Genomic DNA, 11,999 nt, shown 5'->3' with positions numbered 1-11,999 from the left:
CACTGCTTGTAATGCCAATATACAGTGGAATAGGGTGGCAAGTCTTTGGGTAAGTCTTGCCAATTGCAGCCATTTTTTAGTTGAGAGAAAATTCCATCTAAGATTTCTCTTTTTGTCCAGTTACATGGTCTAGTTCGGTTCTTTTTGGGCAATACCTCATGTAGTATGGGTTCAATTGTTTCCCATTCTGAATCCGTTAGACTGCTATAATAAGGCATGGCTGCTACTGGATAATGCTTTTACGGTCACGCTACCACAAGACCGTAAAAGATGTCAAATGGGTTCTATAAGACAAATGAGTTTCGACTTCGACCACAGAAATTACAGAAATTTCTAATCCCTCTTCTGGTCTGCCAGCTACACCATTATAAAAGCTAGCTTTCCCTTCAGTTTTTTTGCCACTATGAGTCAATAAATGAACAATCGATTACAGCAATAATAGTTTGCTCAGAATCCAAGGCTTTATTGATAAAGTATTGATTAAATTCTGCGAAATCAAAGTTTTTCAAAAAATGCCGACGATAAGTTTTTTCACTCAACGAACTGTAACGGCTCAGATTGGTAAAGTTTACCTTGCCATAAACAAGCAATATGGTGGAAAACAAGGTCACCATAAACTTTTTTTGGGATTGACTAATCCCTGACATTTGTTGTAAAATTGATTCTAGAATATTCATCAGGCATTTTTTTAAGTTCGTCTATTTTTTGAGCTTAATCTAAAAAGTGCCTTTTTTTGGGAGTTTCGGTTAAAATTCCAGGGATTTTTTGTCTCTGTTCGGGGAGCGTCCCTGTTCCAAAACTGTCCGAAGTATTGATCGATCGACAACTATTAAGTTGGTTGGTAGTGAGGACTTTAATCCTCATAAAATTCTGAACACTTCCGTCGTCACTACAAATCTATAACGGTGATTTTACCGGAAATTATATAATACCTCGATCGCCTGCACCGAATTATTGTGCTGCGCCGCACTAACCTGTTAAGCAACTTTTTAACTTGAGACTTCACTGGATTTTTCCAGCTTGGTTTCCCGCACAAACCAGAAAAGCGGGAAAGCACATGAAAACGAAACAAGCACACCCAGAAGTATGTAGGTCTACAAAACTTATCAAACAAAATGGGTTTAAAACCTCGTCCTTCTAGGACGGCTTTTGCAAACAAAAGCATAAACAAAATTTTCACTCACTTCAATAAAGATTTGTGACCAATGCAGCCTAACAAGTAATTTGATTGTACATTAATAATAGCTCAAAAAGGAGAGTAAAACTTGTTAACTAATTACGTGTACAAGTTGCGCCCCAATCAAACGCAAGACTTAAAAATGTCCAATTGGGTAGATATGTTGCGGAGTCACTACAACTGGTGTCTGAATGACAGAATCACTCAATACAACCAACAATTCATACAAGGAAACTATTGCGAAATTAGAACTAAAAGTGAAGCCTGCCCCTTAACCAGTTGCGTTAGTAAAAACGGTGCAACTGGATCGCCGTGGAAGATCGGAAAAACAGATAAAGATGGCAAACTCAAAAACCCTCGACGCAACCCAGGCGACATTCAGATTACCCAATTGCCAGAGTTGAAAGCAGCTAGACCTTGGTTTGCCGGAATAGATTCAACGGTTCTACAGCAAAACGTCAAACGGTTAGACACTTCTTACAAGAACTTTTTTGAAGGTCGAGGTTTTCCCAAGTTCAAGAACCGCAGCAATTTTACGTCTTTCACTTTTGCAATGGGTGTAAAAATACAAGGCAATAAAATTTACTTGCCTAAGTTAGGCTGGATGCGCTTTTACAACTCACGTCCAATTCCCATCGGTTTTACCATTAAAGCCTGTACCGTGAGAAAACGGCAAAATGGTTGGTACGTATCCATCCGAATCGAGGACAAATCTGTTCCCGATTACACTGCAAAACCTCTCAAGGATGTCGTCAAAATAGTTGGGTGCGACATGGGAATCACTAAATTAGTCCATCTTTCAGATGGCTCTCAAATCGAAAATCCCAAGTTCTCAATTACGAAGAAAGCTAAACGTACCCTGAAAATTAGGCACAGACGAGTCAATCGAAAAGTTAAAGGTAGCAAGAACCGCAAAAAAGCAGCTCAGAAAGTAGGGGCTTTTCACCAAAGAATTAGCAATAGACGCCAAGCTTATCACTGGAAAGTCGCCAATAAAATCGTGTCTCGCAAGATTGACGGCATAGCCTTGGAGGATTTAAATATATCGGGAATGGTGCGTCGCTGTCGAGTAAAACTTGATGAGGGAACAGGTAGATTCCTGAAAAATGGTCAAGCAAGGAAGAAGGGTTTAAACCGTTCCATTTCTGACGCAGGTTGGGGTGAATTAATTTTAAAGATTGAGTATCTGGCTGTAAAGCAAGGAAAAATCGTAATTAAAATTAATCCCAAACACTCTAGCCAAGAATGCCGGAATTGTGGCAACATTGACAAATCAAACAGAGATGGCGAAAAGTTCATCTGCGTTAAATGTGGGTATCACGAACACGCCGATGTCGGTGCAGCCAAAACTATTAGAGATAGAGCTTTGAAATTGGTACGTGGGGACTCCGCGAAACCTGGTGCTTGCACCTAACGCCCAAAAGATATCATCGCGCTCCACGAGCAAACGCGATGAGTTTGGGAACCCTGGTAACAGGGATATTGAGTTAGAAATTTCTCAAGAATCCTCGCGCCTTCAGGCTGAGGTGCGTCAAATCCAATCGTTTTGACTCAGCGTACATCCAAGTGCTTCCTGCTACAGTTGCGATAAACAAATCTAAACTTACCGATTTCGCAGCAAGATTAGCCGAACTCTCGTTTACAAAGTCGAGCAAGCCAGCATTGCTAAAAAACTGCAAGTTATAGTACCAAGGCAGCACCAGCCCCAGAATTGCTAAGATGAGATAAATGATTCGCTTAACGCTCATAATTACCTTACCTGTTCTTTGATCAACTGTATTAGCCTACTCGCTAACAACCAATCCTTACTGGGAGCATCTCATATTTGTAAAAACACTTCTTCTGCCTCCTTCCTTCTTCCTCTTTTCTCCTGACTCCTGACTCCTGACTCCTAACTCCAATTTCTAGCGGAGGGCTGCTTTCATTGAGATGCTCCCTCCTTACTTCTTCTGCGGGCACTTCGGATGAATCCCCCCCTGCAAACAAATGTAAGCAATTTGAGTTTTATCTAAATTCTTAGCCTCACCAAAATCAACTCCTAGGAATCGACCGGATTTACTACCAGTCGGACTTTGAATAAATTGATCCGAAGCTGCCTTCCCTAGAAACACAGCGCCTTTAAAATTCGCTCCCGCTAAATTCGCGCCCCTAAAATCAACCGAACTCACCTCCGCATTCCGAAAATTCGCATCTTGCAACCGAGCATCTTTTAAATTCACGTTGGCGAGTTTAGTGGAACTCAAATCAGCATTTTGTAAGTTTGCGCCGCTCAAATCAGCACCGGACAAATCAGCACCTTGCCATTCCGATTTCGACAAATTTGTCAAGGACAACTGAGCGCCTTGAGCCTTCACTTTACCCAAACGTGCACCTGACAAATCTGCTCCCGACAAATTCGCACTCCCTATATCTGCCCCGGTAAAACTGGCATTTTTTAACAGTGCTTCCTGTAAATTTGCTCCAATTAAAATAGCACTGCTGAAATTAGCTGCATTCAAATTGCCGTTTGACAAATTAGCTTTGTTCATGACAGCGCGCACAAAAGTAGTGCGGTTCATTACAGCACTGTTCAAAGACGCCCCGACCAAATTTACTCCTTCCAAATTAGCGCCGCTCAAGTCAGAAATCCAATCGTCAAATGTACCCGGACGCCTGTCTTCGCCGGTGCCGTAAAAGCGAGTTCCCTGCAAGCTGGCATTGGTTAAATTGGCATTTTTCAGCTTAATTCCAGACAAGTCAGCTTTGTTTAATACTAAAGTAAACTGAGACGGGCCTGCAGGACTTTGAGCTAAATCCGTGCGGCTGAGATCGACACCGTTGAGTTGGCTGCTATACACTGTGAGAATTTTGCCGATCGCCCTTTGTACTGTTCGCTGGCGGGCGGCCGCTAACTCGCGTTCCGGGGCCTTGCCGCCAAACCGCAGGGAATCGAGGTCGTTGCTGAGGGCTTGATTCAACCGCTGCAACTCAGGCAAAGCTTTCGGCCCGCTACTGACTAAAGCTTGCTGGATCGCGTCCAACATGGCGCGGTTGTCTTCTTGAGCTAGCAAATCCGCTAGCAGGGGTACGGCGCGGGAGTCTTCCACGGCCCCCAAAGCCAAAATAGCCGATCGCCTGCCGGATGCGCCGCTAGCCGATGTGGGAGACAATTTGCTAACTAAAGCCAGATATAATGCGTCGTCCCGCTGCCGGGAATCCCGCAAATTTGCTTGACTTTGAGTGTAGATGAGAGTGCCGACAAACAAAGTTAAAATCAATCCCGCGCTGCCGATAGTAACTATCACTAAAGTTGTGCCTGGGTGTTGGCGCATCCAATTCCACAAACTGGCATTTGCTTTCAGCCCGCTTTGTGGAGTCACAACTAAAGCCGCAATCTGCGCGTCTTCCTCAGTCCAATCTGGGCTCTTGACAGGATTTTCAGACAGTTGATTCGATCGAGCATTGACGACCAAAGTATTGGCGAGGCGATCGTGTCCCGCTTGCCGTTTGTAGCGCCATGCAACCGCGCCGTCTGCGAGGACTGCCAAGCCGCTGAGCCCCCCTAAAATCAGCAAATCAGGAAACGCACCGCTCAAGCGCCAAATGCCGTAAGCGACGCCCAGAGGCACTCCCCAGCGCCCCAAACTTTCGCGAATTAGCACTTGCCCAAAACCCGGAGGAGTGCCCGACCCTGTGACAACTTTGACGCCGAACCAGCGTTTGGGGAGAGTTTGACCGGTTCTGGCGAGCAAAAACAGTTGCCACCCCGCTAAAACTGCCGGTGCCAGCAGTGCCCCTGACCAGAATAGATTAGTTAGGGGTGCGACTCTTGGATTGCGATCGCGCACGGGTATGCCCAAAGTACGGGCGACGGTTTCGGATGCTGCTGCTACTGAGGAATTAAGCGGCACGGTTTGAGATTCATTGTTGACCAATGCCCCGATACTGAAGGGAACGAGGGCGCTGGCCGCAATTAACGAAATTTCCACAGCCCAAGCGCCGCACCTGCGAACCAGCAGTGGCATTTGCTTGGATTGTGTTTGCCAAGACGGATCGGGTTGATTGATGCCGCTGGGCGCGGTGGGGTTAGCCATATTTATAATTTCCTATTGTTAGTCGTTAGTTGGAGGAATCAGGAGATATTGCCAATTTATCAGAAATTTGGGTTTAAAACCCCGTCCTTGGCTTGACGGCTTTCTATTGGATGAGCGTGAATTTACGCTTGGCAAAGCAACCCCAAACCAGGTTATAATTAAGTTGTCAGGGTGAAACTCCATTGCCATCGTGAAACAGTTGAGACACACTTTCAGGCCTAAATTTAGGGGCAAAGAGCGGCGAAAACTCTTAAAACAGCTAGGGATAAAAAAAATAATATCCCAATACCAGAGAACCAAATACTTTGTTGACTACTGAAGTAAGGCGGGGCACGCCTGAACTCTAGGTTCATATCCTAGTACGCTTGGGGAGATAGACCCTCTGGGATTAACTAAGTTAAGCTCGTCAATTGGTGGTATTCCACGGTTGAAAGGTTTAAGTATTGCCGTAAGGATAGTGAGTAGTAAGGTCAGTCGTGGAGCCAAGAATCACCTCGCCTTTAGGACGGTCGGTGAGTGTCAAACGCTATGTAGATTAGCACTCCGAGAACGGCAAGAGTCATCAGGGCGGAAATTAGCTTTACGATGCTATTGAAGACTGTCAGGACAATTATCGCTCCGACGGCAAAGGCTGCCACCTGCCCCGGTTTGGGGAGTCTTTGAAACTTGTCGAGTAATTGATTGTATAAGGTTCCGACGGCTTGATACCTGTCTGAATTTTGTGTGATGAGTGGCGATCGTTCTACTTTAGCTTTTAGTTCTCCCAACGCTTGCTGCCAATTGAAGTTATTTTGAGGATTCATAAAAAAATTCGGAAGTTAGTTTAGATTAAGGTGTTTGGAACCGCCATTATCCTCTACCGTCAAAGAACTAGAACCAAATGCCATTGTGTGAGGAAACATGAAGATCCATTATCCGGGCGATCGCGGCAAACTGTGGTTTAGCCCGATCGTGACCCTAGCCTTGGCAATGATTTTAGCGGATGCCGGTGCCCTTCGGAGCCAACCGCTACAAATTGCTCCGGGATTTCCCGAACCGCTGGGAGTTTCGGGAGTTTCCGGCGGCCCGAACAATAGCGGCGACTGCGGTTTTGTGTCCCAAGGGCCGAACCACGTCATCGAAGTAACGCAGGATTTGCCTTACTGGCGGATTGCAGTACAAACCGCTGGAGCTCCGAGTTTGATGATTCAGGGGCCGAGGGGGCGTTTCTGCGTGCTGCCGGCGAATGCTGCTGCGGGGAATGTAGAATTTTCCGGTTATGGGGACAAGGGGACTTATGTTATTTTTGTGGGCGATCGAGCGCAAGGTCAACACCCTTACTCTCTCTCTATTTCCCAAAAGCGAAATTAAAAATACAACGGAATTAGGACGCTTGCTGTGATAAAATGGCTTTTTGGCGATCGTAAATAAGCCGGATTTCTGACAGCCAGTGCGTGGACTAGGGATTTCATATCAATTTTGTATTTGGTCTTTAACCCACTTGCGAAACAATCTGAGAGTTTGACTCGTACCCACTGTTTGGCTTTGTTCGCAATATTGAGAAATAGCTTCAATAATTGGTAGATTGGGAAAAGTCGGACTAATTTCTGCTTCAACATATTTCCCATCTTGAAGCACATTAATCTGAAGCTTCTTATTTTCATAGCGCCAGATTTCAGGTACTCCCAAAGCTTCGTAAGCGTCCAGTTGAGTCTTGGAAGTTATATCGACTTCAATTGCTAAGTCAGGCGGCGGATCGACAGTTAAGTCTATCCGCTTTTTACCAATCATTAGAGCATAATTCTGAATGTAAAAGCAGTTGTCAGGTTCAATTCCTTGTAACATACTTTTTCGCTTAAAAGTCGTCGAACCAAAACATTCTCGATCAATTTCAAGTTCTTCGAGTAATATTTTTACCATATCGCCAATGATTTCCTTATTGAATTCATGTTCTGGTAGTGGCATCCTAATCTCCAAAGTTCCTTGACTGTAAGCTATTCTAGCGCCACGGTGTTCTCCCAACTCTTCTAAAATTGCTTCAAATTCCTGCCAGTTGACATCATCTAACAGCACTCTATGTCCAGGTGGTACAATGATTTGTCTTAATTGCAGCGTTACCATTTCAACCTCCGATTTATTTAAGTTTATGATAACTTGTCTGTATCGGTAATTGGGCATTGGGAAACAGTCAGCTTTGTAGTGAGGACTTCAGTGATCAAAGCCTGATTTGTTCTCTAACCCACTTCCGAAACAATCTGAGAGTTTGACTCGTACCCACTGTTTGGCTTTGTTCGCAATATTGAGAAATAGCTTCAATAATTGGCAGATTGGGAAAAGTCGGACTAATTTCCGATTCAACATATTTCCCATTTTGAAGCACATTAATCAGAAGCTTGTTATTTTCATAGCGCCAGATTTCAGGTACTCCCAAAGCTTCGTAAGCATCGAGTTGAGTTTTGGAAGTTAGATCGACTTCAATTGCTAAGTCTGGCTGCGGATCGACAGTTAAGTCGATCCGCTTTTTGCCAATCATTAGAGCATAATTGGGAATGTAAAAACATTCATCAGGCTCAATTCCTTGTAACATACTTTTTCGCTTGAAAGTCGTCGAACCAAAGGGTTCAAAGTCGATTTCTAGTTCCTCAAACAGAATTTTCACTAAATAGCCAATAATGATTTTAGCTTTCTCATGTTCGGGTAGTGGCATCCTAATCTCCAAAGTTCCTTGACTGTAAGCTATTCTAGAGCCACGGTGTTCTCCCAACTCTTCTAAAATTGCTTCAAATTCCTGCCAGTTGACATCATGGAACAGCACTCTATGTCCTGGGGGTACACTGATTTGCCTTAATTGCAGCGTTACCATTTCAACCTCCGATTTATTTAAGTTTATTATAACTGATACAATCTTTTAAGTTGAGGGTGTACAGCGCCCCCTGCACTTAATTGACTGGTAACTATCGCCAAAAATTGAGCTGTCTAATCTGCGTTTTTTTGCTGCGTGTACAGTTCCTTAAACTTGCGCTGCTGCTCGTTGTGATCTACGATCGGAGAGGGATAATGAAGAAGTCGGCGTTCTAAAGGTGAAAGATTTCCTGTTAGCAAAACTTTAGTATCAACGCGGCGCAATTCGGGAACCCAGTGCCGAATATATTCCCCCTCCGGGTCGAATTTCTGAGCTTGACTCGCCGGATTAAATATTCGCAAAGGTTTCGGGTCCATGCCGCTTGATGCACTCCACTGCCAGCCGCCGTTATTAGCAGAAAGGTCGGCATCTATCAATTTTTGCATGAAGTATTTTTCACCCCACTGCCAGTTAATAATTAAATCTTTGGTAAGGAAACTGGCGACTATCATGCGGCAGCGATTGTGCATCCAACCTGTCTGATTTAACTGCCGCATTGCTGCATCGATAATAGGATAGCCTGTTTTGCCTTTACACCAAGCTTGAAAGAGCTTTTCATCGTTCTCCCAAGGAAAGTCTTTGAATGCTTGACGATAGGGGCCGTCTGCTAATTCTGGGAAATTATACATGGCGTGTTGGTAAAATTCCCGCCACGCTATTTCCTGTTGCCAAGTACGGATGCTTGTAGACGCTTCTTCGCTGCGGCAAGTTTCCATTACTATCTGGGTAGCTTGCCAAACAGTGCGGATGCCAATTGCACCAAATTTGAGGGCTGCGCTGAGTTGGGATGTGCCGTTAATGGCGGGGAAATTGCGCTGTTCTTGATATTGGTAAATTGCCCGATCGCAAAATTCTTCTAATTTTTGTTGCGCTGCATCTTCTCCGGGTTCTATTACTAATGGGTTTTCCCAAATAAATCCCAAACTCAAGGCTGTTGGCACTGTTTCCATTGCACCTGCTTGGTTGGCGATTGCTTGTTCTTCGGTGGTTAAGCCGGTCATTAATTCCAGATAAGTTATCGGCAGTGTCTCTACTGGTTGGGCTTTGGGTTTACTGTTCCATTTTTTCCAAAATGGTGTATAAACTGTGTAGGGAGTCCCTGTACCGCTGCGAATTTCATCTGGGGCGTGCAGGAGTTGATCCCAGAAATTTTGAACTTGAATTCCTGCTTCTTGGAGGGCGTTTGATACGGATCGATCGCGCTGTTTTGCGTAGGGCTCTACATCCCAGTTCCAAAATACTGCTTGAGCATTTATAGCTGTTGCTAATTTCGGTATTCCTAGGATAGGGTCATCTTGAATTATCAGCAATTGGCTGCCTGCTTCCCTGTAACGCGAGGAGAGTTTTTGCAAGCAGCCGATCATGTATGTGACTCTGGCTGGCGCTACGTCATCCCGATTTAGGATATTGCGATCGAGACAAAAAATTCCGACTACTTTCGGGCTTTGCTGGCGCGCTGCTGCCAGCCCGATGTTGTCAGAAATACGCAAGTCGCGCCGGTGCCAAAATAAAATTAGATTGGATATATCGGACATTCGATTTTAGATTTTAGATTTTAGATTTTAGATTTTACAGTCCTGGACACAAGCGGGTTCAAAAACCCGGTTTCTAAGTTAACTTTTATCGGTTTGACGCACGATTTTTATAAGAAACCGGGTTTTTATGTCAGTCCTATTTAAGTCAAAAATGGACGGGCTAAGAAAAAGCTAGAAATTGATTTTGCATCAATGGGTTCCCCAGCTAAGATAGCTTTTTCTAATTCTTCCGGGGTGAATAAAACTGTCTCCATGTCTTCGTCATCGTCTTGTGCTGGCGGCTTTTCCAGTTTTTCCAAATCTTGGGCTAAGAAAGCATAAATGATTTCGTCGGAATAACCGGGGGCGAGAAAAAATTGCCCTAATTCATGCCATTTTCCGGCGCGATATCCGGTTTCTTCTTCGATTTCGCGTTTGATAGTTTCGGCGGGATTTTCATTTATTTCTACCGTACCAGCGGGAAATTCTAAAATTCGCCCTTTTGTGGCAAAGCGATATTGGCGTACCAAGACGAGTTTACCTTCGGGTGTAACGGGAACTGCAAGTGCTCCGCCTGGGTGGCGAATACATTCCCACTCGCCTTCGGAACCGTTGGGAAGACGGAGGGTGGCTACGTCAAAGTTGAATTTGCGCCCTTGGTAAAATAGGCGTTGTTTGAGGAGTTGGGGTAGTTCTTGACCGATCGACATAAGCGACAAGCGAATAATGTTAGCGTGCACCGATTTAAGACATCATAGGCGATCTAATACGATTTTAGATTTTAGATTTTAGATTTTAGATTGGGAATCACTGATGACTATCACAGTTGGCAGCTTACCTAGGGTTGCAATTTTTGGGAAACTGGTACGATCCCCGTGAATTGTACTCAATTTTTACAGTTGTAATTTTTGCACTCCGGAAGAGTCTGCAGTTTGCAGGAGTTGGACGATCGCACTTTTCGTCACCGGATGCACCCAATCCGGAGCAATTTCTGCTAAAGGTACTAATACAAAAGCTCTTTCGGTCATCCGGGGATGAGGTAGAGTCAGTGTCGGAGTTTCTAGGATTAAATTGTCGTACAGCAGCAAATCTAGGTCTAGGGTTCTTGGCCCCCATTTTTCTCGGCGAATTCGATTAAATTTTATTTCAATTTCTAATAAAGCTGCTAGCAATTGTTCGGGTTCTAGTGCAACTTCTAGGATGGCACAGGCGTTGATGTAATCGGGTTGCGGCGGCCCGACGGGGGCGGTTTGATACCAGCTTGAGTGAGATTTTACTGCTATTCCTGGGGTGTTGTTGAGGGTTACGATCGCGCTAGAGAGTGTGGCTAGGGAGTCGCCTAAGTTGCTACCAAGGGCGATCGCACATTTTGTTGATTTCATAAGGAAGGAAGGTTCGGCAACGGATTGTGTAACGGATGTAACGGATGTAACGGATGTCAGGAAGAGAGAAGATTAAGGCGGCGCGGGTTTATCAATATTCTTTGATTCCTAAACAGATTTCGGGTTTAACCCGCCCATACAAGTTGTATTTTTACGAAACTTTCCCCCTAAAGCCTGCATTTTTGGCGCATTCTGATAACACAAAATATTATTTTAATTTAAGCTTAACAGTATGTTAAATTTTATTAACTATCATTGACAAGTGTTAGTATTTTGTTTCCAAGATAATGAATTTGTACCTACGCTTATTGTCGGCCGTCATTCTAGCAATTATCAGCTTAACAGCAAGTATATCAATAGGTTTGGCTGAAACCAAAGAGCGCTACGTTACCCTAGATTCGGACGGCAGTCAATCTTTTGCGAGTTTAGTGCAGCAGGCGGAAGATTTAGCGAAAGAGTCGATCGCCCGCGAGTTTCAAGAAAATCCGGCATTAACAGAAGTTACAATCATCATTACAGCCGATCGCAGCCGACAAAGAGTGCCTGTTTTGCGATCGAGAGTATCCCGCCACGACTGGCAACAAGATGCGAGAATCGAACAGTGGACTAGATATTTTGCCGATGCTCAATTGCTGCTGGGATTCAGAGACGGCAATATTTCGCCCGCAAATTCTGGGTCTTCGCAAGTGATGAATGTACCTGCGCCTAGTCGATCGACATTCCGAGAAAATGATCCGGGTTTTCGAGATGATTAAAATCGTGGTAATGGGGCATTGGGCATGGGGCATTGGGCATCGGGCATTGGGCATTGGGCATTGGGCATCGGGCATTGGTAACAAATAACAAATAACAAATAACCAACAGCACGACACGGAAATCACGGATACACGGATAGCTATTTTTTCCTAAATAAGCTGTTGTTCATCTAATTTGAAAGTCAATTTTTCTACAATTATTGTGGAACGGGCATCC

At 44.5% G+C, this 11,999-nt stretch carries 13 protein-coding genes; 3 read left to right on the top strand and 10 right to left on the bottom strand.

The genetic code is table 11. The features are described 5' to 3' along the window. On the bottom strand, positions 1-218 hold a 218-nt coding region (locus tag QUA16_RS24100; RefSeq protein ID WP_333106364.1), incomplete at its 3' end, for a transposase. A gap of 183 nt (positions 219-401) precedes the next feature. Next, positions 402-677 (bottom strand): hypothetical protein, encoded by a 276-nt coding sequence (locus QUA16_RS24095; RefSeq protein WP_333106363.1) that lies wholly within the window; start codon positions 675-677, stop codon positions 402-404. Between the two features lie 588 nt (positions 678-1,265). Between QUA16_RS24095 and QUA16_RS24090 the strand changes: the two genes are divergently transcribed. Next, positions 1,266-2,591, top strand: a complete 1,326-nt coding sequence (locus QUA16_RS24090; RefSeq protein ID WP_333181367.1) for a transposase — start codon at positions 1,266-1,268, stop codon at positions 2,589-2,591. 73 nt (positions 2,592-2,664) lie between these two features. On the opposite strand, the gene QUA16_RS24085 is transcribed toward QUA16_RS24090, so the two are convergent. The 3 genes from QUA16_RS24085 to QUA16_RS24075 all read right to left on the bottom strand — a co-directional run bounded on the left by QUA16_RS24085 (position 2,665) and on the right by QUA16_RS24075 (position 6,053). Continuing rightward, the gene (locus QUA16_RS24085) at positions 2,665-2,925 is read right to left on the bottom strand and encodes a DUF2834 domain-containing protein (RefSeq protein WP_333106361.1); all 261 of its coding nucleotides are present in this window, start codon (positions 2,923-2,925) and stop codon (positions 2,665-2,667) included. 192 nt (positions 2,926-3,117) lie between these two features. Next, positions 3,118-5,250, bottom strand: coding sequence for a pentapeptide repeat-containing protein (locus tag QUA16_RS24080; protein ID WP_333106360.1), 2,133 nt, complete (start codon positions 5,248-5,250; stop codon positions 3,118-3,120). 500 nt (positions 5,251-5,750) lie between these two features. Continuing rightward, entirely contained in the window at positions 5,751-6,053 is a 303-nt protein-coding gene (locus QUA16_RS24075) for a hypothetical protein (RefSeq protein WP_333106359.1), read from the bottom strand. A 97-nt stretch (positions 6,054-6,150) separates the two neighbouring features. On the opposite strand from QUA16_RS24075, the gene QUA16_RS24070 reads away from it, so the two are divergent. After that, the gene (locus QUA16_RS24070; RefSeq protein ID WP_333106358.1) at positions 6,151-6,600 is read left to right on the top strand and encodes a hypothetical protein; all 450 of its coding nucleotides are present in this window, start codon (positions 6,151-6,153) and stop codon (positions 6,598-6,600) included. Positions 6,601-6,702: 102 nt separating this feature from the next. Here QUA16_RS24070 and QUA16_RS24065 read toward each other — a convergent pair whose 3' ends face one another. The 5 genes from QUA16_RS24065 to folK all read right to left on the bottom strand — a co-directional run bounded on the left by QUA16_RS24065 (position 6,703) and on the right by folK (position 11,027). Next, positions 6,703-7,350: a Uma2 family endonuclease gene (locus tag QUA16_RS24065; RefSeq protein ID WP_333106357.1), complete on the bottom strand. Its 648-nt coding sequence runs from the start codon at positions 7,348-7,350 to the stop codon at positions 6,703-6,705. A gap of 94 nt (positions 7,351-7,444) precedes the next feature. Beyond that, complete coding sequence (locus tag QUA16_RS24060; protein WP_333106356.1) at positions 7,445-8,092, bottom strand: Uma2 family endonuclease; 648 nt, start codon at positions 8,090-8,092, stop codon at positions 7,445-7,447. A gap of 113 nt (positions 8,093-8,205) precedes the next feature. After that, the gene (locus tag QUA16_RS24055) at positions 8,206-9,657 is read right to left on the bottom strand and encodes an FAD-binding domain-containing protein (RefSeq protein ID WP_333106367.1); all 1,452 of its coding nucleotides are present in this window, start codon (positions 9,655-9,657) and stop codon (positions 8,206-8,208) included. A 149-nt stretch (positions 9,658-9,806) separates the two neighbouring features. Further along, positions 9,807-10,355 (bottom strand): NUDIX hydrolase, encoded by a 549-nt coding sequence (locus QUA16_RS24050; protein ID WP_333106366.1) that lies wholly within the window; start codon positions 10,353-10,355, stop codon positions 9,807-9,809. Positions 10,356-10,538: 183 nt separating this feature from the next. Continuing rightward, positions 10,539-11,027, bottom strand: coding sequence for a 2-amino-4-hydroxy-6-hydroxymethyldihydropteridine diphosphokinase (gene folK, locus QUA16_RS24045; RefSeq protein ID WP_333106355.1), 489 nt, complete (start codon positions 11,025-11,027; stop codon positions 10,539-10,541). A 287-nt stretch (positions 11,028-11,314) separates the two neighbouring features. Here folK and QUA16_RS24040 point away from each other — a divergent pair, with 287 nt between their 5' ends. Beyond that, on the top strand, positions 11,315-11,782 hold the full coding sequence (locus QUA16_RS24040) for a hypothetical protein (protein WP_333106354.1): 468 nt from the start codon (positions 11,315-11,317) through the stop codon (positions 11,780-11,782). Positions 11,783-11,999 lie beyond the last annotated feature (217 nt).

It is taken from the genome of Microcoleus sp. S13_C3, assembly GCF_036700905.1.
Lineage (GTDB): Bacteria > Cyanobacteriota > Cyanobacteriia > Cyanobacteriales > Microcoleaceae > Microcoleus.
Note: the sequence above shows the minus strand (reverse complement) of the source record. Positions and strands in the feature narration are given on the sequence as shown.

Bases quoted from the DNA above. Each gene is read 5' to 3' on its own strand.
- QUA16_RS24095 (WP_333106363.1), bottom strand. From the start codon at position 677: ATGAATATTCTAGAATCAATTTTACAACAAATGTCAGGGATTAGTCAA.
- QUA16_RS24085 (WP_333106361.1), bottom strand. From the start codon at position 2,925: ATGAGCGTTAAGCGAATCATTTATCTCATCTTAGCAATTCTGGGGCTG.
- QUA16_RS24080 (WP_333106360.1), bottom strand. From the start codon at position 5,250: ATGGCTAACCCCACCGCGCCCAGCGGCATCAATCAACCCGATCCGTCT.
- QUA16_RS24075 (WP_333106359.1), bottom strand. From the start codon at position 6,053: ATGAATCCTCAAAATAACTTCAATTGGCAGCAAGCGTTGGGAGAACTA.
- QUA16_RS24070 (WP_333106358.1), top strand. From the start codon at position 6,151: ATGAAGATCCATTATCCGGGCGATCGCGGCAAACTGTGGTTTAGCCCG.
- QUA16_RS24065 (WP_333106357.1), bottom strand. From the start codon at position 7,350: ATGGTAACGCTGCAATTAAGACAAATCATTGTACCACCTGGACATAGA.
- QUA16_RS24060 (WP_333106356.1), bottom strand. From the start codon at position 8,092: ATGGTAACGCTGCAATTAAGGCAAATCAGTGTACCCCCAGGACATAGA.
- QUA16_RS24050 (WP_333106366.1), bottom strand. From the start codon at position 10,355: ATGTCGATCGGTCAAGAACTACCCCAACTCCTCAAACAACGCCTATTT.
- folK (WP_333106355.1), bottom strand. From the start codon at position 11,027: ATGAAATCAACAAAATGTGCGATCGCCCTTGGTAGCAACTTAGGCGAC.
- QUA16_RS24040 (WP_333106354.1), top strand. From the start codon at position 11,315: ATGAATTTGTACCTACGCTTATTGTCGGCCGTCATTCTAGCAATTATC.